This is a genomic window from Serratia proteamaculans (assembly GCF_949794035.1).
GTDB lineage: Bacteria > Pseudomonadota > Gammaproteobacteria > Enterobacterales > Enterobacteriaceae > Serratia > Serratia proteamaculans.
In genome coordinates this window covers 218,198-243,285 of record NZ_OX461105.1, presented here as the reverse complement: position 1 = coordinate 243,285, position 25,088 = coordinate 218,198, and the positions used below count along the sequence as shown (strand labels likewise).

22 protein-coding genes are annotated in these 25,088 nt (G+C 57.3%); 8 read left to right on the top strand and 14 right to left on the bottom strand.

Going from position 1 to position 25,088, the window contains the following annotated elements:
- Nucleotides 1-10 precede the first annotated feature (10 nt).
- The 3 genes from QOT07_RS01090 to QOT07_RS01080 are packed head-to-tail and all read left to right on the top strand — an operon-like array spanning nt 11 to nt 3,543.
- Nucleotides 11-2,308, top strand: a complete 2,298-nt coding sequence (locus tag QOT07_RS01090; protein WP_283602431.1) for a formate C-acetyltransferase — start codon at nt 11-13, stop codon at nt 2,306-2,308.
- Nucleotides 2,274-3,170, top strand: coding sequence for a [formate-C-acetyltransferase]-activating enzyme (locus QOT07_RS01085; protein ID WP_283602430.1), 897 nt, complete (start codon nt 2,274-2,276; stop codon nt 3,168-3,170). Before QOT07_RS01090 ends, QOT07_RS01085 begins: the two co-directional genes overlap by 35 nt.
- 28 nt (nt 3,171-3,198) lie before the next feature.
- Nucleotides 3,199-3,543 carry a PTS fructose-like transporter subunit IIB gene (locus QOT07_RS01080; protein WP_085116525.1) on the top strand — a complete coding sequence of 115 codons (345 nt, stop codon included), beginning with the start codon at nt 3,199-3,201 and terminating at the stop codon, nt 3,541-3,543.
- Here QOT07_RS01080 and QOT07_RS01075 read toward each other — a convergent pair.
- On the bottom strand, nt 3,540-4,406 hold the full coding sequence (locus tag QOT07_RS01075; RefSeq protein WP_283602429.1) for an AraC family transcriptional regulator: 867 nt from the start codon (nt 4,404-4,406) through the stop codon (nt 3,540-3,542). The two genes, QOT07_RS01080 and QOT07_RS01075, sit on opposite strands and share 4 nt — an antisense overlap.
- A gap of 166 nt (nt 4,407-4,572) precedes the next feature.
- Nucleotides 4,573-6,849: a 5-methyltetrahydropteroyltriglutamate--homocysteine S-methyltransferase gene (gene metE / locus QOT07_RS01070; protein WP_283602428.1), complete on the bottom strand. Its 2,277-nt coding sequence runs from the start codon at nt 6,847-6,849 to the stop codon at nt 4,573-4,575.
- 105 nt (nt 6,850-6,954) lie between these two features.
- Here metE and metR point away from each other — a divergent pair, with 105 nt between their 5' ends.
- Nucleotides 6,955-7,905: an HTH-type transcriptional regulator MetR gene (metR, locus tag QOT07_RS01065; RefSeq protein ID WP_099065489.1), complete on the top strand. Its 951-nt coding sequence runs from the start codon at nt 6,955-6,957 to the stop codon at nt 7,903-7,905.
- Between the two features lie 32 nt (nt 7,906-7,937).
- Here metR and QOT07_RS01060 read toward each other — a convergent pair whose 3' ends face one another.
- Nucleotides 7,938-8,801: a carboxylate/amino acid/amine transporter gene (locus QOT07_RS01060; protein ID WP_085116521.1), complete on the bottom strand. Its 864-nt coding sequence runs from the start codon at nt 8,799-8,801 to the stop codon at nt 7,938-7,940.
- A 151-nt stretch (nt 8,802-8,952) separates the two neighbouring features.
- On the opposite strand from QOT07_RS01060, the gene QOT07_RS01055 reads away from it, so the two are divergent.
- Entirely contained in the window at nt 8,953-9,282 is a 330-nt protein-coding gene (locus QOT07_RS01055) for a hypothetical protein (RefSeq protein WP_129936298.1), read from the top strand.
- 59 nt (nt 9,283-9,341) lie between these two features.
- On the opposite strand, the gene ugpQ is transcribed toward QOT07_RS01055, so the two are convergent.
- The 11 genes from ugpQ to QOT07_RS01000 all read right to left on the bottom strand — a co-directional run bounded on the left by ugpQ (nt 9,342) and on the right by QOT07_RS01000 (nt 20,949).
- Nucleotides 9,342-10,088 carry a glycerophosphodiester phosphodiesterase gene (gene ugpQ, locus QOT07_RS01050; protein WP_283602427.1) on the bottom strand — a complete coding sequence of 249 codons (747 nt, stop codon included), beginning with the start codon at nt 10,086-10,088 and terminating at the stop codon, nt 9,342-9,344.
- Complete coding sequence (locus QOT07_RS01045; RefSeq protein ID WP_283602426.1) at nt 10,085-11,161, bottom strand: sn-glycerol-3-phosphate import ATP-binding protein UgpC; 1,077 nt, start codon at nt 11,159-11,161, stop codon at nt 10,085-10,087. The genes ugpQ and QOT07_RS01045 overlap by 4 nt, the downstream gene beginning before the upstream one ends.
- A 16-nt stretch (nt 11,162-11,177) precedes the next feature.
- Complete coding sequence (gene ugpE, locus QOT07_RS01040; RefSeq protein WP_085116517.1) at nt 11,178-12,023, bottom strand: sn-glycerol-3-phosphate ABC transporter permease UgpE; 846 nt, start codon at nt 12,021-12,023, stop codon at nt 11,178-11,180.
- A complete protein-coding gene (gene ugpA / locus QOT07_RS01035; protein ID WP_099065493.1) occupies nt 12,020-12,907 on the bottom strand; it encodes a sn-glycerol-3-phosphate ABC transporter permease UgpA in 888 nt (295 codons plus the stop codon). The genes ugpE and ugpA overlap by 4 nt, the downstream gene beginning before the upstream one ends.
- Nucleotides 12,908-13,020: 113 nt before the next feature.
- Nucleotides 13,021-14,340 (bottom strand): sn-glycerol-3-phosphate ABC transporter substrate-binding protein UgpB, encoded by a 1,320-nt coding sequence (ugpB, locus tag QOT07_RS01030; protein ID WP_099065494.1) that lies wholly within the window; start codon nt 14,338-14,340, stop codon nt 13,021-13,023.
- A 315-nt stretch (nt 14,341-14,655) separates the two neighbouring features.
- Nucleotides 14,656-15,843, bottom strand: coding sequence for an aminotransferase-like domain-containing protein (locus tag QOT07_RS01025; protein ID WP_099065495.1), 1,188 nt, complete (start codon nt 15,841-15,843; stop codon nt 14,656-14,658).
- A 198-nt stretch (nt 15,844-16,041) separates the two neighbouring features.
- Entirely contained in the window at nt 16,042-16,743 is a 702-nt protein-coding gene (livF, locus tag QOT07_RS01020; protein ID WP_085116513.1) for a high-affinity branched-chain amino acid ABC transporter ATP-binding protein LivF, read from the bottom strand.
- A 3-nt stretch (nt 16,744-16,746) separates the two neighbouring features.
- A complete protein-coding gene (gene livG / locus QOT07_RS01015; RefSeq protein ID WP_099065496.1) occupies nt 16,747-17,514 on the bottom strand; it encodes a high-affinity branched-chain amino acid ABC transporter ATP-binding protein LivG in 768 nt (255 codons plus the stop codon).
- Entirely contained in the window at nt 17,511-18,794 is a 1,284-nt protein-coding gene (locus tag QOT07_RS01010) for a high-affinity branched-chain amino acid ABC transporter permease LivM (protein ID WP_085116511.1), read from the bottom strand. Before QOT07_RS01010 ends, livG begins: the two co-directional genes overlap by 4 nt.
- Nucleotides 18,791-19,717 (bottom strand): high-affinity branched-chain amino acid ABC transporter permease LivH, encoded by a 927-nt coding sequence (gene livH, locus QOT07_RS01005; protein ID WP_012004699.1) that lies wholly within the window; start codon nt 19,715-19,717, stop codon nt 18,791-18,793. Before livH ends, QOT07_RS01010 begins: the two co-directional genes overlap by 4 nt.
- Before the next feature lie 116 nt (nt 19,718-19,833).
- On the bottom strand, nt 19,834-20,949 hold the full coding sequence (locus tag QOT07_RS01000; RefSeq protein ID WP_099065497.1) for a branched-chain amino acid ABC transporter substrate-binding protein: 1,116 nt from the start codon (nt 20,947-20,949) through the stop codon (nt 19,834-19,836).
- Nucleotides 20,950-21,355: 406 nt separating this feature from the next.
- Between QOT07_RS01000 and panM the strand changes: the two genes are divergently transcribed.
- Genes panM through QOT07_RS00985 form a run of 3 tightly spaced genes read left to right on the top strand, consistent with a single transcriptional unit; the run spans nt 21,356 to nt 25,006 of the window.
- Nucleotides 21,356-21,748: an aspartate 1-decarboxylase autocleavage activator PanM gene (gene panM, locus QOT07_RS00995; RefSeq protein WP_085116510.1), complete on the top strand. Its 393-nt coding sequence runs from the start codon at nt 21,356-21,358 to the stop codon at nt 21,746-21,748.
- Entirely contained in the window at nt 21,745-22,962 is a 1,218-nt protein-coding gene (locus QOT07_RS00990) for a DUF3142 domain-containing protein (protein ID WP_283602425.1), read from the top strand. Before panM ends, QOT07_RS00990 begins: the two co-directional genes overlap by 4 nt.
- 46 nt (nt 22,963-23,008) lie before the next feature.
- Nucleotides 23,009-25,006 (top strand): hypothetical protein, encoded by a 1,998-nt coding sequence (locus tag QOT07_RS00985; protein ID WP_283604266.1) that lies wholly within the window; start codon nt 23,009-23,011, stop codon nt 25,004-25,006.
- The last annotated feature ends 82 nt before the right edge of the window (nt 25,007-25,088 follow it).

The following is a 25,088-nucleotide window of genomic DNA, read 5'->3' as shown; positions in this document are numbered from 1 at the left end:
GGAAAACGTGATGACCTCCCGAATCGAACGCCTGAAAACTGCGTTGTTCTCCGCCCCACGTGAAATATCGCTGGAACGTGCGCAGCTTTACACTAACAGTCACCGGCAAACTGAAGGGGAACCGACCCTCATCCGCCGTGCCAAAGCCACCGCGTATATTCTGGATCACGTTGAGATTTCGCTGCGGGCAGACGAGTTAATCGCCGGTAACCGCACGGTGAAACCACGTGCGGGGATCGTATCGCCAGAAATGGACCCCTACTGGCTGCTGGAAGAGCTGGATGCCTTTCCAACCCGTCCACAAGATCGCTTCGCCATTTCTGATGCCGACAAACAGCTTTACCGTGAACAGCTTTATCCCTACTGGGCAACGCGCTCGATGAAAGACTTCATCAACAGCCAAATGCCGGAAGAGGTGAAAACGGCTACGCAAACCCAGATTTTCAGCATCAATCAGACCGACAAGGGCCAGGGGCATATCATTATCGATTATCCCCGCCTGCTGAACCATGGACTGGATAGCTTATTAGCCGAACTGCAACAGCATGTAGTGCAGCAACCGGACAACCCGTTCTACGCCGCCGCGCTGCTGTTGTTACAAGCCTCACAACGCCATATCCTGCGCTATGCCACACTGGCAAGAGGTATGGCGGCCGAGTGCAGCGACGAAACCCGCAGCGCCGAATTGCTGCGTATTGCCAGGGTTTCTGCCCAGATCGCACACCACAAACCACAAGATTTCTATCAGGCTTGCCAGCTATTTTGGTACATGAATATTATTTTGCAGTACGAATCCAACGCCAGCTCGTTATCACTGGGCCGCTTCGATCAGTACATGCTGCCGTTTTACCAGGCCTCCCTCAATCAGGGAGAAGATCCGGCCTTCCTGCGGGAGTTACTGGAAAGCCTGTGGGTGAAATGCAACGACATCGTCCTGCTGCGATCCACCTCCAGCGCCCGTTATTTCGCCGGCTTCCCTACCGGTTACACCATTTTGTTGGGCGGCCTGACGGAAACCGGCCGCAGCGCGGTCAACCTGCTGTCGTTCCTGTGCCTGGACGCCTATCAGACTATCCGTTTGCCCCAGCCGAACCTGGGCGTACGGGTTAATGAATTTATCGACCGACCGTTCCTGCTGAAAACCGCCGAAACTATTCGTCTTGGTACCGGCATTCCGCAAATATTCAACGATGAAGTGGTCGTGCCGGCATTTCTTAACCGTGGGGTGTCGCTGGAAGATGCGCGTGACTATGCGGTCGTCGGCTGTGTTGAACTGTCGATCCCCGGACGGACCTACGGCCTGCACGATATCGCCATGTTCAACCTGCTGAAGGTAATGGAACTGACGCTGTTGGACAATGAAGGCAATAGCAGCCTTACCTATCCACTGTTATTGGAACAGATCCGTGAGAAGATCCGCCACTACGTTCGGCTCATGGCGCAAGGCAGCAATATTTGTGATATCGGCCACCGCGACTGGGCACCGGTTCCGCTGCTGTCTTCGTTTATCGAAGACTGCCTGAAAAACGGCAAAGATATTACCGACGGCGGAGCACGCTATAACTTCTCCGGCGTACAAGGTATCGGCATCGCTAACCTGAGCGACTCGCTATTTGCCCTGAAAGGATTGGTATTTGAACAGCAGCGTCTGAGTTTTGACGACCTGCTGGCGACGTTAAAAGCCAACTTTGCCACGACAGAGGGGGAAAAAATCCGGGCCAGACTGATTAACCATTTCGATAAGTACGGCAATGATATCGACGAAGTTGATCTGATCAGTGCCGATTTGCTGCGTTTTTACTGCAAAGAAGTGGAGAAATATCGCAACCCGCGCGGCGGCCAATTTACACCAGGTTCCTATACCGTATCCGCCCATGTCCCCTTGGGTGCCGTGGTGGGGGCAACGCCGGATGGACGCTACGCCGGAGAACAACTGGCGGACGGAGGGCTTTCACCGATGCTCGGCCAGGATGCTCAAGGGCCGACGGCAGTGCTGAAATCGGTAAGCAAACTGGATAACTATTTGCTTTCGAACGGCACGTTGCTGAACGTGAAGTTCACACCCGCTACGCTGGAGGGTCAACAAGGGCTGAACAAACTGGCGGATTTCCTCGGGGCCTTTACCAAGCTCAAATTGCAGCATGTTCAGTTCAATGTGGTGAATGCCGAAACACTGCGGGAAGCGCAAGCCCGGCCGCAGGATTTCGCCGGATTGGTGGTGCGGGTCGCCGGCTATAGCGCATTCTTCGTAGAGCTGTCGAAGGAGATCCAGGATGACATCATCCGCCGTACAGCGCATCAACTGTAACCTTATTGCGCCCGGGTTTGACCGGGCCGCTACCGCCGCCCCTCTGGGCCGTATTTTCATCATTCAGCGGTTTTCGCTGAATGATGGACAGGGCATACGTACCCTGGTGTTTTTTAAAGGTTGCCCCCACACCTGCCCATGGTGCGCCAATCCGGAATCGATGTCGGGCAAGTTCCACCTGGTGCGGCGTAAAGCCAAATGCCTGCACTGCCAACCTTGCCTGAATGATGCACAAGAGTGCCCAAGCGGGGCGATGGAGCTTATCGGTCAGAGCATGACGCTGGATGCCCTGCTGCTGCAAATTTTAAAAGATGAGGTGTTCTACCGCAGCTCCGGCGGCGGCGTCACGCTTTCCGGCGGCGAGGTACTGATGCAGGCCGAGTTTGCCGGCCAACTGTTACAGCGCTTGCAGGCATTGGGCATCAATACTGCGATAGAAACTGCCGGGGATGCGCCGTTAGCCAGCGTGCTGGCCCTGGCGGAACATTGCGATCAAGTGTTGTTCGACTTGAAAATCATGAACACCAATGCTGCAAAACGCCTGTTGAACATAAATCAGCCGCGGGTATTGGCAAACTTTACCATGCTGGCACAGCGCGGCATTAAGCTGCTCCCTCGCCTGCCGTTGATCCCCGGCTACACCCTGGACCGGGAGAATATGGCTCAGGTACTGGCATTCCTGGCACCTTTTGGGCTGTCGGAGATCCACCTGCTGCCTTTTCATCAATATGGCGAGGCCAAATATGAACTGCTGGGGCGTGAATATACACTGCGCAATGTTGCTCCCCCGTCAGAGCAGGAGATCGCGCCGTTGCAGGCCATGGCGCAACAGGCAGGGTTCCGGGTAACGATGGGTGGATGACTGGCGATAACAGAGGAAGGGGTATCTTATGGCGATAAAACTGGTGGCCGTGACGGCTTGCGTCAGCGGGGTTGCCCATACCTATATGGCTGCCGAAAGGTTGGAAAAACTCTGTGCTCAGGAAAAGTGGCCGCTGAAAGTCGAAACTCAAGGCGCGCTGGGGATTGAAAATCCGCTGACGGTAAATGACCTGTCTGAGGCCGACGTAGTACTGTTAATCAGCGATATCCTGCTGGCGGAAAGTGAACGCTTTGAGCACCACCGCTGCGTGCAGATCGGCATCAACACTTTTTTACATACCCCGGAAAAGGCGCTAAGTGCGGTACGTAAAGCCGCCGCATCACCGCAGCAAACGCATATCCGGGTGGTTTAATCCGCCTCGTCCCGCGCTTTCAGTTCGCTATGGTATTGCCCACGATATTCCGAGGGAGAGCGCTCGGTATTTTTGCGAAACAGGCGGCAGAAATAGTTACTGTCGACAAATCCGCAGGCATGCGCCACCTCTTTTACCTTCATGTCATAGCGTTTAAGCAAATGCTTCGCCTGCTCCAGCCGCACGTGATTTAAATACTCGTTAAACCCAACCCCACCGGTTTTTTGAAACAGGTGAGAGAGGTAGTTTGACGAGATATAAAATGCCTGGGCTACCGACTCACGGGTTAGAGGTTCGCGATAATGCTCTTCCAGATGGCAGCGCACTGCGTCGAACAAAGCCTGGCTGCGGGAAGCGGTTTTCACTGAGCTGCCGAACAGATCGAGCGCATGGCTCAACAATCCCTTGGTCAGAAAACGTGCGGTAGCTTGATCGCTTTGACGCCAGGCCAGTTCGTTGAGCGCCTGCAACATAAATGACCCCACACGAGGGCCACGACGCGCCACGTTATCTTTCCCCAACGGCCGCGTATTTTCCCCATCCCAGCCCACCAGGCTGTACCCCAGTTGCTGTTTGCCAAACAACAGGCTGAGCGTGGTTACGGGCCGTTGCCAACGCGGGCTGTTCCACCCTTGCGCCGGAACAAACAGCACATCTCCCGACAGCAGCAATTGTTGCTGGATACCCTGACCGCCCTCCCAAGCCATCTCCTGTTCACCTTCGATCACCATTTCAAGACGCGGAAAATCCACCTGATAAGCCAGTTCGGGTGCCGGTTGCTGATTACCGGCGAAATACACCTGCCGAATACCCTGCACATCATTAAGCAGTGGTGCCAGCAAGGTTGCAAGCGGGTGTTTCATCGAAGCAATCCTTCAAATCGGGGGTAAAGCGATAGCCGATCATAACCAAAAGCGACAACGAAAACGCGGGGGAAGAACAACAAATGACATCAGCAGCAAACGCCAACAAACTCGACATAAAAAAGGGCGCCGAAGCGCCCAGAATCAGCTCACCAAAATAGGGTTATCAGGCCTGCTGTTCGCGCAGGCGCTGCGCTGCCAGCACCATGTTGGCCAGCGACTGACGGGTTTCCGGCCAGCCACGGGTTTTCAGGCCGCAGTCCGGGTTGACCCACAGACGTTCTGCCGGAATGTTCTGCGCAGCCTTACGCAGCAGCGCTTCGATCCACTCCACGCTTGGCACGTTTGGCGAGTGAATGTCATACACGCCCGGGCCAATTTCGTTTGGATATTCGAACTCCTTGAAGGCTTCCAACAGATCCATATCGGAACGTGAGGTTTCGATGGTGATCACATCGGCATCCAGCGCAGCTATCGAATCCATGATGTCGTTGAACTCGCAATAACACATGTGGGTGTGGATCTGCGTGTCATCTTGCGCCACGGCGGCATTCAGTTTGAACGCATCCACCGCCCAGTTCAGGTAAGCAGCCCAGTCGGATTGACGCAGCGGCAGGCCTTCACGCAGTGCCGGTTCGTCAATCTGGATGATGCCGATGCCGGCTTTTTCCAGATCTTGCACTTCATCACGCAGTGCCAGGGCGATCTGTTTGGCAATCACTTCACGGGTCACGTCTTCACGCGGGAACGACCAGCAAAGAATGGTCACCGGGCCGGTCAACATGCCTTTTACCGGTTTGTCGGTCAGTGACTGAGCATACTTCGCCCACTCAACGGTGATGGCTTCCGGGCGGCTGATATCACCGATGATCACCGGTGGTTTTACGCAGCGGGAACCGTAGCTCTGTACCCAGCCGTTTTGGGTGAAGACGAAGCCGTCGAGGTTCTCGCCGAAGTATTCCACCATGTCGTTGCGCTCGGCTTCGCCGTGCACCAATACGTCCAGACCCAGACGCTCTTGTTCTGTGATCGCCTGTTTGATGTGCTCGCTAATGCTGGTGCGGTAGTTATTGCCGTCCAAACGCCCCTGTTTGAAGTCCAGACGCAGGCCACGGATTTCGGTGGTCTGTGGGAATGAACCGATAGTGGTGGTCGGCCAGGCCGGCAGGTTAAAACGCTCACGCTGTGCCTGAGCACGCTCGACGTAAGGACGCTGACGTTCGCTGTCCTGGGCAGTAATTGCCGCCAGGCGTTGACCAACCTGCGCATTATGCACGCGGCTGGACTGACGACGGGCACGGATTGGCGCGCTGTAGACGTCCAGTTCAGCCTGTTTTGCTGCGCCCGGGGCATTCAACGCTGCGCTCAGCAACGCCACTTCGGCACATTTTTGCAGAGCGAAGGCGAACCAGCTTTTCACTTCTTCATCCAGGCGGGTTTCCACGCTCAGATCGATTGGGCTGTGCAGCAATGAACAGGAAGTCCCGATCCACAGCGGGCGGCTGCCCACTAATGGCTGCAAACGCTCAAACCAGCTGCTCAGATCGGCGCGCCAGACGTTGCGTCCGTTGATCACACCCAGTGACAGCAGCCACTCTTTCGGCAGCGCTTTATTCAATACCTCGATATCGTCGTGGCCGCCAACCAGGTCGACGTGCAGCCCCTGCACCGGCAGCTCACGGAGGGTGTCAAGATTGTGGCCAACGCTGTCGAAGTAGGTGGTCAGCAGCAGTTTTACCTGGCCTTGCAGTGCGTCATAAGCCGGTTTGAAGGCGTTCAGCCACTCCTGCGGCAATTCCAGCACCAGCGCAGGCTCGTCGATCTGCACCCATTCAACGCCACGTTTCGCCAGTTCGGCCAGTACCTGCTGGTAAACCGGCAGGATATCGTTCAGCAGCGACAGGCGGTCAAACGACTCACCCTTCACTTTGCCCAGCCACAGATAAGTGACCGGCCCCAGCAGTACAGGCTTGATTTTGTGACCCAGCGCCAGCGCTTCGTCAACTTCGTCCAGCAATTGGGTCCAGCCCAGTTTGAACTGCTGGCCCTTATGGAATTCAGGCACCATGTAGTGGTAGTTGGTGTTAAACCATTTGGTCATTTCCGCCGCTGCCGCCGGTTCGCCGGTCGGTGCACGGCCACGGCCCAGACGGAACAACGTGTCCAGATCGATTGAGCCGTCCGCATTCTGATGACGCGCCGGCACGTTGCCCAGCAACAGGCTGGTGGTCAACACATGGTCATACCAGGCGAAATCGCCGACCGGCACTAAATCCACTCCGGCCTGCTGTTGCTGTTGCCAATGTCGAGCGCGCAGCTCGCGGCCAACCGCCAGTAGTTCTTCCTGCGTTGAGTTACCTGCCCAGTAGCTTTCCTGAGCTTTTTTCAGCTCACGTCGTAGCCCAACGCGTGGAAAACCGAGTGTGTGATTTAAAATTGCCATCGTCATATTCCCCATTTAGCCGTCCAGATGTTTACACATCCATAATCCGCAGGTACTGTATTAACCACAAGCGCAATTTATTCACTGTCACTGTGAAGGACTCTCATGATCGAACTGAAACACTTACGGACGCTGCAGGCTCTGCGCAATACCGGCTCGCTGGCGGCCGCAGCAGCCCAACTCCATCAGACGCAGTCTGCTCTGTCGCATCAGTTCAGCGATCTGGAGCAGCGTCTGGGCTTCAAGCTGTTCGTTCGCAAAAGCCAACCGCTGCGCTTTACCGCGCAGGGAGAGATCCTGTTACAGCTGGCGGAGCAGGTGCTGCCACAAATCCAGCAGGCACTGCAGACTTGCCACGAGCCGCATCAAGCCACGTTGCGCATCGCCATTGAATGCCACAGTTGTATTCAGTGGCTGACACCGGCGCTGGATAACTTCCGCCAGAGTTGGCCGCAGGTGGTGATGGACTTCAAGTCCGGCGTCACCTTTGACCCGCAGCCGGCATTGCAGCAGGGCGAGCTGGATGTGGTGCTGACCTCCGACATTCTGCCGCGCAGCGGTCTGCATTATTCACCGATGTTTGATTTTGAAGTACGGTTGGTGCTGGCGCCGGACCACCCGTTAGCCAGCAAGCTGCACATTGAGCCTGAAGATTTAATCGATGAAACGCTGATGATTTATCCGGTACAGCGCCAGCGGTTGGATATCTGGCGTCATTTCCTGCAACCGGCGGGCATCAGCCCGGCGCTGAAAAACGTCGATAACACCCTGCTGCTGATCCAGATGGTGTCGGCGCGGATGGGGATTGCGGCATTACCGCATTGGGTGGTGGAAAGTTTTGAACGCCAGGGGCTGGTGGTGACCAAAACTCTGGGGGATGGCCTGTGGAGTCGTCTGTATGCGGCGGTACGTGATGGTGAGCAGCGCCAGGCGGTAACCGAAGCCTTTATCCGTTCGGCGCGCCAGCACGCCTGCAATCATCTGCCCTTCGTGCGTGATGCCGACCGCCCAAGCGCCGGTGTTGCCAGCGTCAAACCGCTGGCTTCGCAACCCTGAAAACAGGGCTGCCTGCGCTTGGGCGGCCCGGTTTATTTACTGATTATCTTGGGTGCCACCCAACGACGATGCACCCACAGCGAAGCGACAATCACCGCCCCACCGATAATAAAACTTGGCCAGTGCGGTTGTTGCTGCCAGATGGCCAGATTCACCAACAGCCCGGCGGGCACATGCATGTTATTCATGATGCCAAGCGTGCCGGCATCCACCTGCGTTGCACCGTAGTTCCACATGAAATACCCCAGCCCGGAAGCCACCACGCCCAGCCACACCAGAATGCCCCATTGCAGGTTGGTGGTCGGCAACTGCTGAGGATTGCCCCACAGGCACCAGGCTACCACCGCCACCACTAACGCGCCCAGGTAGAACCAGGAGAACGCGGTGTGCTGTGGTAACGGGTGCACTTCCATCAGGCGCTTGTAACCGACCATGCCGATGGCAAAGCTGATGTTCGCCGCCTGCACCAGCAGTAATCCCCACCAGAAATGCTCGCTAAGTTGGTGGTAACGGATGATCGCCGCCCCCAGCACCGCCAGCAGCGCACTGAATACGTAGCTCCAGCGCAGACGCTGGCCGCTGATCAAATCATAAATCAGCGTGACGTACAGCGGCGTCAGCACGGTAAACAGCAGGAATTCCGGCACCGTCAGGTACATGTAAGCGCGGAAGCTGAACAGGTACATGATGCCGAGCTGACAGGCCCCCACCAGCATGTACATCAGGATCACTTTCGGTTTGATATTGCGCCAGCGCAGGAACGGCAGGAACACCAATGCCGCCAGGCCGATACGCATCAGCACCGAGAACCAGCTGTCGACCTGACCCGCCAGATATTCGCCAATCAGGCTGAAAGAGAACGCCCACAGAATGGTAGTAATCACCAGAAGTAGCACGATGGGTTCACCCTAAAAATTCACAAAGGGCGATTGTAACGGAAGGCAGGAAAGGTCGTGACGAAAAGGCGGTTTACATCTGTGCAAAATACAAACTGTCGGCAAAATTTCACCGGTGAGTTAGTCTTAATAGAAAACGGAGGTAAAGATCATGAAGCGTTATCACCTGCTCTACGGCCTGTTGCTGCTGTCCGGGTTGGCCACCGCAGCCAACGGCGTCACCGAGCTCAGCTCGCAACAGCAGTTTCTCAACCAACGCAATCAGCAAGCGCAGCAACAGCGCATGCTGAATAACCAGCAGTTGGATCAGCGCCGCCTGCAACAACAGCGGCAGTTCGACAACAATCAGCAGCAACTGCAGCCAAATTCGCCGAACGGCGGGCAACTGCTGCCAAATGGTAACCAACCACGTAACCCGTTCAACCGCACCACGCCTTCGGTGCCGCAGGCTCCGTTGCCGGCTACGCCGATGCGCCCATGAGGATGATCGTAGCCGCTGTCAGCAGGGTAGAGCGGACAGCGGCAAATTTTTAACCCAGGTTAACCATTCGGAAAATCGGGGCCAATCAAATCTATCCGGTCAGTACAAATACAATCAACGCCCCAGTTCAACAACAGGCGCGCACGCGCCGGTTGGTTAACGGTATAAACCAGAATGCGTAAACCTGCCGCTTTCAGCGCCGCCACCCGCTCTTCCGTCAGCTCTTTGTGGTTGATGTGCAACGATACGCAGCCCAGACGTTCGGTCAGCGCCGGCCAGTTGTCATCCCACTGATCCAGCAGCAGGCCACGTGGCAGCTCCGGCACCGTGCGCTGTGCCGCCTCAAGTGCCTCAACCGAGAATGATGAAAGCAGCGGATCGGTTTGTCCCTGCCACAGCAGACGCGCCGCCAACGCCACCACCCGACCGGTTTCGTCATCGCTGCCGGTGGTGGGTTTGATTTCAATGTTCGCCATCATGCCATGCTGCAGGCAGCGTTCCGCCACCTCGGCCAGCAGCGGCAAACGCTCGCCCTTGTAGGCGGAGTTATACCAGTTGCCGGCATCCAGTTGCACCAGCTTGTCCCACGGCAACTCACCCGCCACGCCCCAGCCGTTGCTGGTGCGATCCAGGGTATCGTCATGCAGCAGAAAGATTTGCCCGTCCTGCGCCAGTTTGGCGTCGAACTCAATCATTTTGTGGCAGTGACGCGCGCCAACGTCGATCGCCGCCAGGGTATTTTCCGGCGCCAGGGAACCGCCGCCACGGTGGGCGACAATGTGTGGGTAAGGCCAGGCTGTGGTCATTGTTCCATCCGTAATCCGCTATCGGTATCAAAAAAGTGCAGTGCCTGTGCAGGCAGCTGTAAATATAGCGTGCTGCCCGCCGCCGGCATAGTTTCATGCGACAGCCGCGCAATCACGCCGTGACCGCCCCACTGCCCGTGCGCCAGATTATCTGCGCCCAACAGCTCCAGCGTTTGCAGCACCAGCGGTACGCCGCCCTGTTGCTCGGTAGTCAGTTGAATATGCTCCGGACGGATACCGACCGTCAACGGCCGGCCGGCCCACTGCGCTTTGGCCTGCGGCAAATTCAGCGTCATGCCCTCCGCCAGCAACAATTGGCTGCCGTCGGCACTCAGGGTGCCAGGCAACAGATTCATCGCCGGTGAGCCAATAAAGCTGGCAACAAACAGCGATGCCGGGCGCTGGTAGACCTCGCTTGGGGTACCAATCTGCTCCGCCACGCCCTTGTTCATCACGATCACCCGTTGTGCCAGCGTCATCGCCTCCACCTGATCGTGCGTGACGTACAGGCTGGTGGTTTTCAGTCGACGGTGCAGTTGCTGTAATTCCAGACGCATCTGCACACGCAGCTTGGCATCCAGGTTGGACAAGGGTTCATCAAACAGGAACACCGCCGGTTCACGCACGATAGCGCGCCCCATTGCCACCCGCTGGCGCTGCCCGCCGGAAAGCTCACGCGGCTTGCGCTGCAACAGCGGTTCCAGTTCTAAAATGCGCGCCGCTTCTTCAACCCGCTGTTGGATATGCTGTTTGCCAAAGCCGCGAATTTTCAGGCCATAGGCCATGTTGTCATACACGCTCATGTGCGGATACAGCGCATAGTTCTGGAACACCATCGCGATGCCGCGATCTTTCGGCTCCATATCAGTCACGCGTTGGCCATCGATATAAATATCGCCACTGGTGGTACGTTCCAGCCCGGCGACCATGCGCAGCAGCGTCGATTTGCCACAGCCGGACGGGCCGACCATCACGATAAACTCACCGTCCGCCACATCGAGATCGATCTGCTTAATCACCGGCGTTTTACCGTCGTAAGATTTGGTGACTGCCTGTAGTTTTAAACCTGCCATGTGAAAATTTCTCTCGTTACTTTTCGCTGTCGACGAGACCGCGTACAAACCAGCGCTGCATCAGAAGAACCACCGCCAGCGGTGGGATTAAAGTCAGAATCATCGCTGCCATTACCTGATTCCACTGGGTCGGCGCGCCGGAGGTGGAGATCATGCTTTTGATCCCCGCCACCGCAGTGCCCATTGAGGCGTCGCTGGTGATCAGGATCGGCCACAGGTACTGGTTCCAGCCGTAGATAAAGGTGATGACAAACAGCGCCGCCAGGTTGGTTTTCGACAGCGGCAGCACGATGTCCCAGAAGAAGCGCATCGGCCCCGCGCCATCAATGCGCGCGGCTTCCAGCAGTTCGTCCGGCAAGGTCATAAAGAACTGACGCAGCAGGAAGGTGGCGGTGGCAGAAGCCATCAGCGGCAGCGTCAGGCCGGTGTAACTGTCCAGCAGGTTGAGGTTGGAGATCACCTCCACCGTCGGGAAGATACGCACTTCCACCGGCAGCATCAGGGTGAGGAAAATCAGCCAGAAAAACAGGCTGCGCAGCGGGAAACGGAAGTAAACGATGGCGTAGGCCGACAGCACCGACACCAGGATTTTGCCAAAGGTAATGGCCAGCGCCATGATCACGCTATTCAGCAGCAGCAGCGAAAACGGCACCTTGAGGTTGCCCACGCCACCCTGCCAGATATTGCTGATGTTTTCCCACAGGTGGCCGCCCGGGATCAGGGTCATCGGCACCTGGAACACCTGTTTGTCGTCCAGCGTGGCGGCGACAAAGGCCACGTACAGCGGGAACAGCACCACCAGCACGCCGATAATCAGCATTACGTGGCTGAAGATATCCAGCCCGCGTCGGTTCTCAATCATTGGTAGCGCACCTTACGTTCGACAAAACGGAACTGGATCACCGTCAGGCCAATCACCAACAGCATCAGGATCACCGACTGCGCTGCGGAGCTGGACAAGTCCAGACCGGCAAAGCCTTCACGGTAGATCTTGTAGATCAGCGTGGTCGTGGACTGTACCGGCCCGCCGCCGGTCGCGGCATCGATCACCGGGAAGGTATCGAAGAAGGCGTACACCAGATTCACCACCAGCAGGAAGAAGCTCACCGGCGTGATCAACGGCAACACCAGATTGAAGAAACGCCGCACTGGCCCGGCACCGTCGATGGCTGCCGCTTCCACCAGCGAGCGCGGAATGGACTGTAATGCCGCCAGGAAAAACAGGAAGTTATAGCTGATTTGCTGCCATACCGAAGCCAGCACCACCAGGAACATCGCCTGCCCGCTGTTCTGCGCGTGGTTCCAGTTGTAGCCCAAGCCGCTGAGGAAATGGGTAATCAGCCCCAGACCGGGGTTAAACAGGAAAATCCACAGCACCGCCGCCACCGCCGGGGCCACCGCATAAGGCAGGATCATCAGCGTCTGGTAAATTCGGCTGCCGCGCAGCACGTAGTCCACCAGCGCGGCGAAAAACAGGGATACCACCAACCCAATCCCCGCCACCAGGAAGCTGAAGATCAGCGTGGTGTAAAACGAATCGAGGTAGTAAGGGTCCTGGAACAGCTGGGTAAAGTTATCCAGCCCGACAAACTGGCTGGACAGGCCAAACGGATCTAGGCTCTGTACCGAATACCACAGTGCCTCGCCGGCGGGCCACAGGAAGAAGATTGCGGTGATCAACAGTTGCGGCAGCACCAATACGTAGGGCAGCCAGCTACAGCCGAAACCGGGACGGGAAGATGACATAGGGGTTAACCGTTAATGTGGGGGAAGGGCTGACTGAGCCCCTCACCCCGGCCCTCTCCCAGGGGAGAGGGGGTGGATCGGTGTCGTTCGCCGGAACGGAGTCCCGGTTGACGCTACTTGGTCTGGGACTCGAAGCGACGCAGCAAGACGTCACCGCGCTGCACGGCAGCGTCCAGTGCCTGCTGTGGCGTTTTCTTGCCGGTCCACACACCTTCCAGCTCTTCATCCACCACAGTACGGATCTGCGGCATATTGCCCAGGCGCAGGCCTTTGGTGAACGCTAACGGCGGCTTGTTCAGCATCTGACGTGTCGCCACATCGGCGCCCGGGTTCTTGTCGTAGAAGCCCTGTTGCTTGGTCAGATCGTAAGCGGCGGTGGTGATCGGCAGATAGCCGGTCTTCTGGTGCCATTCGGCGGCAATTTCCGGCTGCGCCAGATACTGCAGGAACTCGGCGACACCCTTGTAGGTGGCGGCATCTTTGCCATTCATCACCCACAGGCTGGCACCCCCGATGATGGCGTTCTGCGGCGCATTCTTGGCGTCGGCGTCATACGGCATCATGCCCACGCCGTAGTTGAATTTGGCGTAGTGTTTGATATCCGCCAGTGAGCCGGATGATGCGGTAGTAATGGCGCAGTCACCGCTGTAGAACTTCTCGGTGGATTCATCTTTACGGCCGAAATAGGTGAAGTCACCCTTCTTGTTCATCTCTTCCAGCAGTTGGATATGCTTGACCTGCAACGGCTTGTTGAACTCCAGCTTGGCGCTGGTACCGCCAAAGCCGTTGTTTTCCGTAGCGAATGGCACCCCGTGCCAGGCGCTGAAGTTCTCGAGCTGGATCCAGCCCTGCCAACCGCTGGCGTAGCCGCACTTCATGCCGGCCTCGCGCAGTTTGGCGGTATCCGCCGCCAGTTCCTGCCAGGTTTTTGGCGGCTGGTCCGGGTTCAAACCGGCTTTTTTAAACGCATCTTTGTTGTAATACAGCACCGGGGTGGAGCTGTTGAACGGCTGGGACAGCAGGTGCCCGCTCTTGTTATCGGTGTAGTAACCGGACACCGTCGGCACGAACACCGACTCGTCAAAGTTGATACCGGCGTCTTTAAACACCTCATACACCGGCTTGATCGCCTTGCTGGCCATCATGGTTGCCGTACCCACCTCGTACACCTGCAGGATCGCCGGTGCTTTACCGGAGCGATAGGCCGCAATGCCCGCCGCCAGGCTCTGTTCGTAGTTACCTTTATAAACCGGGACAATTTTGACGTCGGTGTGCGACTGGTTAAAGCGGTCCGCCAGGGAGTCCACTTCTTTACCCAATTCACCTTCCATCGAATGCCAGAACGGGATCTCGGTCGCCGCCAGTGCCTGAGTGCTGACCGCCAGGGTCAACGCGACGCACAGCGTAGTTTTGCGAATAGCGTAGGTGAGCATGCCTAACTCCTGAAAAAAGCTGGTGTAATAAGCGCGTGAGCGAAAAGAATCAATTCTTGTTCGGAAGCGTTCCCCTATAGCTTTCAAGTCGCAGCCAGGCGGCAACCTGATGGATCCCTCGGAGCTTAGTTAACTAAGTGACAGGGAAGCATCAGGACAGGCAACAACGCTGCGGCTTGAAAGATGACGGGGATAACATGCCATGCTCGGATGACAGAAATATAACCGCCAGATGACAGCCATATGACGGGAGAGTGAAGTGCAGATTGCGGTTTGATGTCGGCGACGGGGAAAAGTGCCCCGCCGCCGTGGGAATTACAGTGAACGACGCAGGCGGGCAACGGCTTCTTGCATCTGCTGTTCAGTGGCGGTAGCGAACGACAGGCGGAAGGTCGAGCGATCCGGATTGTCAGAGAAGAAGTATTCCCCCGGCACGAAGACCACACCCTGCTGCAGAGTGGTTTTCAGCCATTCGGTGGCGTTAAACGGCTGACGGAAACGCGCCCACAGGAACATACCGCCCTTCGGCATATCAAAGCTGATGTGGTCGCCCAGCTCTTGCTCCACCAATCCGGCCAGGATCTCCCCTTTTTGCTTGTAGGCTGCGCGGATCTTTTCGATCTGCGTCGGCAGACGATCCAGCCCCAGGTAACATTCTACGATGCTCTGCGACAGCGCGCTGGCGTGCAGATCCGCCGCCTGCTTGATGATCGCCACTTTGTGCAGCAGGAACGGCGGCAGAATTGCCCAGCCCAGACGCAGGCCCGGCGCCAGGATCTTGGAGAAGGTCGAGGTGTAGATAATGTTATCGGTATGGCCCAGCACCTGCTGCGAAATCTGGTGCAGCGTGGCGTGGCGCTCTTCGGTAAAGCGCAGCTCGCCGTACGGGTCATCTTCGATGATCAGGAAATTGTGCTCTGCGGCCAGCTTCACCAACAGCTCGCGACGGGCTGCACTCAGGGTGATACCGCTCGGGTTGCCAAAGTTCGGCACCACATACACGCCCTTGATACGCTGGGTTTTCAGCAGCTCGGCCAGCTCTTCGACCACCATACCATCGCTGTCGGACGACACCGACATGATGTTGGCTTCCGCCAGCTCCAGCGTCTGTAACGCCGCCAGATAGGTCGGACGCTCCACCACAAACACGTCGCCCGGGTTGACGATGGCACGCATCACCAGATCCAGCGCCTGCTGAGATCCTGCTGTCACCATCACTTCTTCGGCGGTGGCAGAAACACCACGCTGGGCGCACAGCTCACAAATGCGCTCACGCAGCACCGGGCTGCCTTCGGTCAGACCATACTGGAAGGCGCTTTTCGGCTGCTCGGTGATCGCCTGATGGGTAGCGATGCTCAAACCTTCGAAATCAAACAGGGCATCAGAGGGGATGCCGCCCGCCAGCGAAATGACGTTTTCCATCTTACTGTGCTTGAGCAATTCACGGATTGCCGAGCTTTTTACTTTTACGATGCGCTGCGCGAGTAACCCTTCTGTGTTCATTTCTTCTTCTTCTCGTAATCGTTAAAAATGCAGGTGCAGCCTGAGTTACCTTTATCGGTAAATTCCCTCTAATACCCTATGGATTTCCAGTTACAGCCAGGCGACCAACTCGCTTATCCTCCAGGAGCTTACTTTAGTAAGTGACTGAGGTAAGCGAGTGCAGTTAACAACGCTGTAGCTTGAAAGACGACGGGTATTTCAGCCGCCCAGATATGCCGACCTAACTGCTTCGTTTGCTAACAATGCGGCTCCCGTATCTTCCAACACCACGCGGCCGTTTTCCAGTACATAACCACGATCTGCCAGTTTCAGCGCCTGATTGGCGTTTTGCTCCACCAGGAAGATGGTCATTCCCTCTTCGCGCAGTTGCTGAATGATGTCAAAAATCTGTTGAATAATGATCGGTGCCAGCCCCAGGGAGGGTTCGTCGAGCAACAGTAACTTTGGTTGGCTCATCAGCGCACGACCGATCGCCAACATCTGTTGCTCACCGCCGGACATGGTACCGGAGCGCTGAGCACGGCGTTCCAGCAGGCGTGGGAACAGCTCGAACACCCGCTCGATGCGTTGCTGATACTGCTGACGGTCGGCAAAAAAACCGCCCATCGCCAGATTCTCTTCCACCGTCATGCGCGAGAACACCCGCCGCCCTTCCGGCACAATGGCCACCGCCTCACGCATGATACGTGAGGTCTGCCACTGGGTGATGTCCTGATCGAGGAAGGTGATGCTGCCTTCGCTGGCGCGAGGTTCCCCGCACAGCGTGCCGAGCAGCGTGGTTTTACCGGCGCCGTTAGCGCCGATCAGCGTGACTATCTCGCCCTGCTTAATGTTCAGGCTGACCTGATGCAGCGCCTGGATTTTGCCGTAATGGGCGGATACCTGATTAAATGACAACATAAATTATTCGCCCAGATAGGCCCGGATCACATCCGGGTTGTTACGGATTTCTGCCGGGGTGCCCTGCGCCAGCGGCGTGCCCTGGTTCACCACGTAGATGCGGTCGGAAATGCCCATCACCAGCTTCATGTCGTGTTCAATCAACAGTACCGACACCTTATGCTGATTACGCAGTTCGACAATCAGGTGGTCCAGTTCGTCGGTTTCCTTCGGGTTCAGCCCCGCCGCCGGCTCGTCCAGCATCAGCAGTTCCGGCCGGGTTACCATGCAGCGTGCAATCTCCAGCCGCCGCTGTTGCCCGTAAGCCAGGTTACCCGCCGAGCGGTTAGCCATCTCCAGCAGGCCAACCCGCTGCAACCACACCGCAGCACGATCCAACGCATCGGCTTCGGCGCGACGGAAAGCCGGCGTTTTTAGCAGGCCGGCGAAGACGCCGCTTTTCAGATGCTGATGCTGCGCAACCAACAGGTTTTCGATCACCGTCATTTCACGAAACAGCCGCACGTGCTGGAAAGTCCGCACCACGCCCATGCGAGCAATCGTCTGGCCGGGCAACCCTTCCAGGTGACGTTCGCGCAGTTTGATGGTGCCACCAGTCGGGCGGTAGAAGCCGGTCAGGCAGTTAAACACCGTGGTTTTTCCGGCACCGTTCGGGCCAATCAGCGAAACAATTTCGCCTTCATTCAGCTCCAGCGCCACGTTATTGACCGCCAGCAGGCCGCCGAAACGCATCGACAGCCCTTCGACCTTCAGCAAAGGTTGCACACTCATGCCTGCTCTCCCTTGCCCGCGTGGATATCTGCCGCTTTCAGTTTGAGCTGTGGCCGTTTCATCGGCAGCAGCCCCTGCGGCCGCCAAATCATCATCAACACCATCAGAGCACCCAGCAACAACATGCTGTATTCGTTCAGATCACGCATCAGTTCGCGCGATACCACCAGCAGAATAGCCGCCAGGATCACTGCAAACTGTGACCCCATGCCACCCAATACCACAATCGCCAACACGAAGGCCGACTCGACGAAGGTAAAGGATTCCGGGCTGACAAAGCCCTGACGCGCAGCAAACAGCGTGCCGGCAAACCCGGCGAAGGCGGCGCTGATGGTGAAGGCGGTCAGTTTGATTTTGGTCGGGTTAAGGCCCAGTGAACGGCAGGCGATTTCATCTTCACGCAGCGCTTCCCAGGCACGGCCCAGCGGCATGCGCAGCAGACGATTAATCACAAACAACGTCAGCACCACCAACAGCAGTGCCACCAGATACAAAAACACAATGCGATCGCTCGGATCGTATTTCAGACCAAAGAAGTTATGGAAGGTGTCCCAGCCGCCGTCGCGCAGGCTGCGGTTGAACTCCAGCCCAAAGAAGGTCGGTTTCGGGATCTGGCTGATACCGTTCGGGCCGCCGGTGATCTCGGTATTGTTCAGCAGCAGGATGCGCACGATCTCACCGAAGCCCAGCGTCACAATCGCCAGGTAGTCGCCGCGCAGTCGCAGCACCGGGAAACCGAGCAGGAAACCAAAGATGGCGGTGACTATGCCCGCCAGCGGCAGGCTTTCCCAGAAACCCAGGCCATAGTAGTGGTTCAGCAGCGCGTAGGTATAAGCACCAATGGCGTAAAAGCCGCCGTAACCCAGCACCAGCAAACCGGACAGCCCCACTACCACGTTCAGACCCAGACCCAGCATCACGTAGATCAGCGTCAGGGTGGCGATATCCACCGTGCCACGCGACACCAGAAACGGCCAGGCGACGGCGGCAACAATGATCGCCGCGGCCAGCAGCTTCTGACGCGCAGTGGTGCCATCAAAGCTCGGTAAGACGAATGAAGGGCCGGAGATTTTTTTCAGCCCCTGCTGCATCAGCGGGCGCAGTAACTGAAAGAAGAACACGATGACGCAGCCAATGCCGATCCACATCCAGCGGACTTCCGCCGCGCCATGCACCACCAGTTTGGTGCCGTCGAGACTTAGCTGCATCCCCATCAGGAATGAAGCCATCACAAACAGCACCAGGGTGGCGATCAACGCATTGAGCAGATTGAGTTTCATACCTTCTCAACCTCCGGACGCCCAAGGATGCCGGTTGGCATGATCAGCAACACCACGATCAGCAGCGCGAACGACACCACGTCTTTATATTCGGTGCTCAGGTAGGCTGAGGTCAGCGCTTCCGCCACGCCCAGTACCAGGCCGCCAATCATTGCGCCGGGAATGCTGCCGATGCCGCCCAGCACGGCCGCGGTAAAGGCTTTCATACCGGCCATAAAACCGATGTACGGGTTGATCACCCCGTAGAACTGGCCCAACAGCACGCCGGCCACCGCCGCCATCACTGCGCCAATCACGAAGGTCAGCGAGATTACCCGATCGGTATTGATACCCAGCAGGCTGGCCATCTTCAAATCTTCCGCGCAGGCACGGCAAGCGCGGCCCATGCGCGAGTAACGAATAAATATCGTCAGCGCCAGCATCGCCAGGAAGGTGACGACCCAGATAATCAACTGCATGGTGGTGATGGTGGCGGCAAAGCCGTTGCTTTCACCCAACACCCACTGGCCGGTGACCAGGCTTGGCAGCGCCAGATCGCGCGAGCCCTGCGTCAGGCTGACGTAGTTTTGCAGGAATATCGACATCCCGATGGCGGAGATCAGCGCGATCAGACGTTTGGAGTTGCGCACCGGCTTGTAGGCCACCCGCTCAATACTCCAGCCGTAGGCGCTGGCAATGACGATCGACACCAGGAAACCGGCGCCAATCAGCAGCCAGCTAACGTCGATACCCACCATCATCAGGGCGGCGATAACAATAAAGGAGACATAGCTGCCGATCATATACACCTCGCCGTGGGCGAAGTTGATCATGCCGATGATGCCGTAGACCATGGTGTAACCGATGGCGATCAATGCATAGGTGCTGCCCAACGTGACGCCGTTGAACATCTGCTGCAGAAAATAGAGAACCTGCTCTGACATACTCTAACCCTTGGCTGCGAAACCTGAACGCGAAGATCATTCAGGTAAAGGGATACGGAGCCGGCGAACCGGCCCGCGGGCGCAGCAGAACTGCGCCCTACCCTGATGATTATGGCTTATTTAATCGGTGTTGATGTGCCGTCTGCATGCCACTCGAACACGCCGAACTCGAAGCCTTTCAGATCGCCTTTGTCATCCCAGCTCAGCGGCCCCATCACGGTGTCCACCGGCTTGCCGGTTTTCAGATCCTTGACGATGTCGGCCGGCTCCTGGCTGCCGCTGCGCTCCATCCCGGTGGTCAGAGATTGCAGTGCGGCGTAAGTCGTCCAGACGAATGGACCGGTCGGATCCAGTTTCTTGGCTTTCAACGCATCCACGACAGGTTTGTTGGCCGGAACCTGATCGTAGCGTTTCGGCAAGGTCACCAGCATGCCTTCAGAAGCGGCACCGGCGATGTTAGACAGTGAGGAGTTGCCCACACCCTCTGGCCCCATAAAGCGGGTGGTCAGGCCGGCCTGTTTGGCCTGGCGCAGGATCTGACCCATTTCCGGGTAGTAACCGCCGAAGTAAACGAAATCGACGTTCTCTTTCTTCAGACGTGCCACCAGAGTGGAGAAATCTTTATCGCCGGCGGTGATGCCTTCAAACATCACCACGTCGGTACCCTGTTTTTTCAGGCTGTCACGCACCGAGCGCGCCAGACCTTCGCCGTACTGTTGTTTATCGTGGATCACCGCAATGCGCTTGGGTTTGATCTCACTGAGAATGTACTTGGCCGCCGTCGGGCCCTGATCGGAGTCCAGGCCGGTGGTGCGCATGATCATCTTGTAACCGCGGGTGGTCAGATCGGCGTTGGTGGCCGCCGGGGTAATCATGATCACGCCTTCATCTTCATAAATATCGGAAGCCGGCTGCGTCGAGGAAGAGCACAGGTGGCCAATCACATAACGGATACCGTCGTTGATCACCTTGTTGGCCACCGCTACCGCCTGTTTCGGGTCACAGGCGTCATCGTATTCCACGGCGACCAGCTTATCGCCCTTGATACCGCCCTTGGCATTGATGTCGGCAATCGCCTGACGGGCACCGGTGAACTCCATGTCACCATACTGTGCGACCGGCCCTGACATCGCCCCGACGATCGCAACCTTAATGTCTTTGGCCATTGCCGCATGCCCGATAGCCATCGCGATACAACCTGCCAACAGCGCCTTACCTTTTGTTAATTTCATCCGCAAATCCCCATCTGTCGTTGTGAACGTACCTGTTGTGTTTGCCTGCACCTGACCCTTATTTACTGCTTTTATTCATAAGTAATAATGATTTAGGTGTTTTCATGGCAATATTTTCTAATAAGACTTTATTTTTCATGCCATTAAACAGGAATTTTCTGCTGCAAATCAACTTGCACAATCAGGAACAAGCGGTGTAAACAGCATAAAATCCGGATTAAATCTGCGCTGTTTAGCACCAGGCGCAGCGCGTTATGCTGGTTCTCGATCGATTCACTACATATTTACTCGGAAAATGCGTCTTGCAAAAAACATTTCGCCCAGTAATCGTACAGAAAAACTTACACATCGCTCTGCGCAAGATCTATTACACTGTCGGCATCGATTAGCCGTTCGGAAATCCTGCATGAAACTGACTATTGAGCGATTAACCACGCTGTCCCCACAAGACCTTATCGACCTTGGCAAAATCTGGCCGCATCAGCAGCCGGAACAGTGGGAAAGCTGGCTGGGCGGCGATAAAGCGCTGTTTGCCGCTCGCTTCAACGAACGCCTGTTGGGCGCGGTGAAAATCGAGCTGAACGGTGATCACGCCAAGTTGCAGGATTTACTGGTGCGCGAAGTGACGCGCCGCCGCGGTGTCGGGCTGTATCTGGTACAGGACGCCCAGCGCCAGCTGCCGCAGATAACGCACTGGCAGCTTTCTACCGCCGGTCTGACGCCACGCGAACGCGGTGAAGTGGATAACTTTATGCGCGCCTGCGGGTTCACACAGCAAGGCGAACTCTGGCAGCAATGAAACGCAGGCTAATGGCGTTATTAATGCTGGCCCTGGCATCGATCGCCTGGTTCGGCGGCCGTCAGCAGGCACTGCAGTTACCGCAGCCCTGGGATAACCAGGTCTACGTCTGGCAACGGGTCTGGACGCCGCAACATGCAGTGGCGTTGGCGCAAAGCCGCGATCTGTTCCCTGCATTGCGGGTGCTGGGTTTGCAGGTGCATCCGCGTGAAGGCTGGCGTGAGATCCCGGTCAATCTGCCGTTACTGAAACAAGATGGCCGCCCGCTGTGGTTGGTGGCTCGTCTGGACGGACAACTGGCGCAGTTGGATGAGCCCGCCATTCGCCAGCGCCTGCTAAAGCAGGTACAACAGTGGCAGGCCGCCGGGCTGCAGGTCGTCGGCGTTGAAATAGACCATGACGCCGCCACCGCACGTCTGCCTGATTATCAGCATTTCCTCCAGCAACTGCGTCAACAGCTCCCTCACTCACTGCAACTGGGTATTACCGCCTTACCGGCCTGGATCGGCTCCGCGGCGTTGCCGGGTGTATTACAACAGGTGGACAGTTCGGTACTGCAGGTGCATGCGGTGCTGTCTCCTCAGCAAGGGTTATTTTCCGGCCCGTTGGCACTGCGCTGGGTAAAACAGTACGCGAAAATCACGCCAAAACCCTTCCGGGTGGCGTTACCTGCCTATGGCATGGGTCTGGTGGGGTTTGATGCGCAAGGTGCACAGGTTGAAAGCGAAGCCTCGCTGCGCGTGGCTGGTACCACGCGTGAACTGACGGTCGCGCCGCAACAGGTGGCTGATTTTTTGCATCAATTGAACGCGCAGACCACGCCACACCTGCGCGGCATTATCTGGTTCCGGCTACCACTGGCGGAAGATCGTCGTGCCTGGTCGCTGGCTACGCTGCGGGCGGTGATAGAAAACCGGCCGCTCAGCGTCAACTGGCAGGTAAAATTTAGCCCTCAGCCACAGCAAAATGGGTTGAATGATCTGATAATTCATAATAACGGGCCGGTTGACGCCCCGCTGCCCCATGAAATCGTCATCACCGCCAGCGAGTGCCTGGCGGGGGATGCCGCGGGCAATTACCGGCTGGAAAGTGAGCCTCAACGGCAACGCTTTGTCCTGATTAGCGGCGACCAACTACGCGCCGGGCAATCCCGGCCACTGGGCTGGCTACGCTGCCAACAACTGACGCCAGGAGGCACCCTTGTCACACCTTAATACTCGCACCCTTCCACTGGCTGCCCTGATCGGCTCAGCGTTAGCGATGCCGATTAACGGTTACGCCTGCGGGCCGGATTTCCCTAACCGTTTGCTGGTCGATCGCAATGGCACGCTGCTGTACATGCCGGAGGGCAACTTTGCCTTTGAAGCCGGTCGCCTGGTCACCGTGGATAAACAGCTGCCGTTATGGAAAGCGCCACCGCCGCCTATGCCGCCGAAACCCATGCCGCAGCCGCCGGAAACCATCATCATTGGCAAAATGCGCGCCGCCAAAACGGTTGAGGAAGCCGATGCGGTCAATACCCAGGGGCTGTCTGACGCTGCGCGCCTTTACCAATTGGGCGCCGTAGCTTTTGCCGGTGAAGATCCACGTGCCGGTGAATACTTTCAGCAGGTGCTGGCACTGCCCGCCGCAGATCAGGGCGGCTGGGGACTGCGGGCGCAGTACTCACTGGGTCGGTTGCTGATGAACGACCATGGCACGCCGGAGAACGAGAACGGCGCGGCGACCACGGTAGTCAAACACCCGGCGAAACCACAGCTGGAGCAAGCGCTGGCGGCTTTCCAGCAGGTGATTGAACGAGTGAAAACCGGCACGGCCGATCCGGATCAGCTGGCGCTGAGCAGCCTGGGGCAGCAGGCACGTATTCACCTGTGGCTGAATGACGTCACTCAAGCGGCGCGGCTGTATGCGCAGCAGGCGGCACAGGGCGATCAAGAGGGTGGACTGTCGCTGCAGTACGTCTCCAGTTATCTGGTCAACCCTGACCACTTCGAGGTGCTAAAACAGGCGATTGCCGATCCGCTGATCCAACAGCTGGTGACCATCGAACTGTTCGCCCGCAGCAGTAATCTGCAAATGGCCGATACCGACGGCACCAGCAGCCGCTCAACGCAGATCGTCAGCCAAATTCTGACGCTGTTGGATGCCTCGGTGAAAAGCGGCTTCAGCGGCAGCGATCGATTGGCGGCATTGGCTTACCGCGCCGGACAATATCCGATGGCGGCCAGCCTGCTGAAACACGCCGGTGACAGCGGGCTGGCCTGGTGGCTACGCGCCAAGATGGCGCTGCGTGACGGTGATGTTAAGGCCGCGACTGCAGACTACGCCAAAGCGGCGGCCGCTTTCCCATCCAGTGAAAGCTGGGGCGAGCAGCGCAATGCCGACTTTACGCCGGAAACTATCGTCCCCGAGTGTCGGGTGGCCGGGGAACAGGCGATCCTGGCGTTGGATCGCGGTGACTATCTGCAGGCGATGGATTTCCTGTATCGCGGCAAGGCGCTTTATTGGGCGGACGTCGCCGACGTGGCCGAACGGGTGCTGACCGTCGACGAACTGAAAGGCTTTGTCGATAAGCATGCGCCTGCGCCGACCACGCCGCTAAAACCGGTCAATCCGGACGAATACAACGGCCAGCCCCTCACGCCGGAAGTGCAATTGCGCGAACTGCTGGCGCGGCGGCTGATGCGCGCCGGACGTCCTCAAGAGGCCATGGGTTATTTTGACATCCCTAACTATCGCCAGGTGGCGCAACAGTACGCCGATAAGCTGAAAACGGCTCAGGACAAAACCACCGATAAACTGGCGCGCGCCCAAGCCTACTATCAGGCGGCAACGCTGCTGCGCACCCAGGGGTTAACGTTCACCGGTTATGAGATGACGCCGGATTACGCGATTTATGACGCGGGCTATTCCTATCTGGGGGATGCCTTTGATACCCGTGAATTGAAGCATAAGAGTTGGATCAGCAGCGCAGAGGCCGCGCGGGCCAAAGCGGCATTGCCGCCGCAGGATAATCGCTTCCTGCATTATCGTTGGCAGGCCGTCACACTGGCCCAGCAGGCGGCCGATTTGTTGCCGCCTAAAAGCCAGGCCTATGCTGCCGTGCTGTGTAATGCCGCCGGTTGGGTGATCAAACGTGATGCAAAAACCGGTCAGGCGTTGTACCAGCGCTATATCAACACCGGGACTCGTTACCCCTGGGCCAACAAGTTTGGCTATAGCTGCCCGGCACCGGACTTCGCCGCCGTTGCGCCATAACGCCGAATTTCAGGCACAAAAAAGCCCGGCGAGCCGCAATGCCGATCAGTTAAGGATCGGTTGACCGATCCTTAATCTGCGG

Bases quoted from the DNA above. Each gene is read 5' to 3' on its own strand.
- QOT07_RS01085 (WP_283602430.1), top strand. From the start codon at position 2,274: ATGACATCATCCGCCGTACAGCGCATCAACTGTAACCTTATTGCGCCC.
- livH (WP_012004699.1), bottom strand. From the start codon at position 19,717: ATGTCAGAGCAGGTTCTCTATTTTCTGCAGCAGATGTTCAACGGCGTC.
- ugpA (WP_099065493.1), bottom strand. From the start codon at position 12,907: ATGTCATCTTCCCGTCCCGGTTTCGGCTGTAGCTGGCTGCCCTACGTA.
- QOT07_RS01010 (WP_085116511.1), bottom strand. From the start codon at position 18,794: ATGAAACTCAATCTGCTCAATGCGTTGATCGCCACCCTGGTGCTGTTT.
- QOT07_RS01055 (WP_129936298.1), top strand. From the start codon at position 8,953: ATGAAGCGTTATCACCTGCTCTACGGCCTGTTGCTGCTGTCCGGGTTG.
- QOT07_RS01090 (WP_283602431.1), top strand. From the start codon at position 11: ATGACCTCCCGAATCGAACGCCTGAAAACTGCGTTGTTCTCCGCCCCA.
- QOT07_RS01080 (WP_085116525.1), top strand. From the start codon at position 3,199: ATGGCGATAAAACTGGTGGCCGTGACGGCTTGCGTCAGCGGGGTTGCC.
- metR (WP_099065489.1), top strand. From the start codon at position 6,955: ATGATCGAACTGAAACACTTACGGACGCTGCAGGCTCTGCGCAATACC.
- QOT07_RS01025 (WP_099065495.1), bottom strand. From the start codon at position 15,843: ATGAACACAGAAGGGTTACTCGCGCAGCGCATCGTAAAAGTAAAAAGC.
- QOT07_RS00985 (WP_283604266.1), top strand. From the start codon at position 23,009: ATGCCGATTAACGGTTACGCCTGCGGGCCGGATTTCCCTAACCGTTTG.
- ugpQ (WP_283602427.1), bottom strand. From the start codon at position 10,088: ATGACCACAGCCTGGCCTTACCCACACATTGTCGCCCACCGTGGCGGC.
- QOT07_RS01045 (WP_283602426.1), bottom strand. From the start codon at position 11,161: ATGGCAGGTTTAAAACTACAGGCAGTCACCAAATCTTACGACGGTAAA.
- ugpB (WP_099065494.1), bottom strand. From the start codon at position 14,340: ATGCTCACCTACGCTATTCGCAAAACTACGCTGTGCGTCGCGTTGACC.
- ugpE (WP_085116517.1), bottom strand. From the start codon at position 12,023: ATGATTGAGAACCGACGCGGGCTGGATATCTTCAGCCACGTAATGCTG.
- livF (WP_085116513.1), bottom strand. From the start codon at position 16,743: ATGTTGTCATTTAATCAGGTATCCGCCCATTACGGCAAAATCCAGGCG.
- livG (WP_099065496.1), bottom strand. From the start codon at position 17,514: ATGAGTGTGCAACCTTTGCTGAAGGTCGAAGGGCTGTCGATGCGTTTC.
- QOT07_RS01000 (WP_099065497.1), bottom strand. From the start codon at position 20,949: ATGAAATTAACAAAAGGTAAGGCGCTGTTGGCAGGTTGTATCGCGATG.
- panM (WP_085116510.1), top strand. From the start codon at position 21,356: ATGAAACTGACTATTGAGCGATTAACCACGCTGTCCCCACAAGACCTT.
- QOT07_RS01075 (WP_283602429.1), bottom strand. From the start codon at position 4,406: ATGAAACACCCGCTTGCAACCTTGCTGGCACCACTGCTTAATGATGTG.
- metE (WP_283602428.1), bottom strand. From the start codon at position 6,849: ATGGCAATTTTAAATCACACACTCGGTTTTCCACGCGTTGGGCTACGA.
- QOT07_RS00990 (WP_283602425.1), top strand. From the start codon at position 21,745: ATGAAACGCAGGCTAATGGCGTTATTAATGCTGGCCCTGGCATCGATC.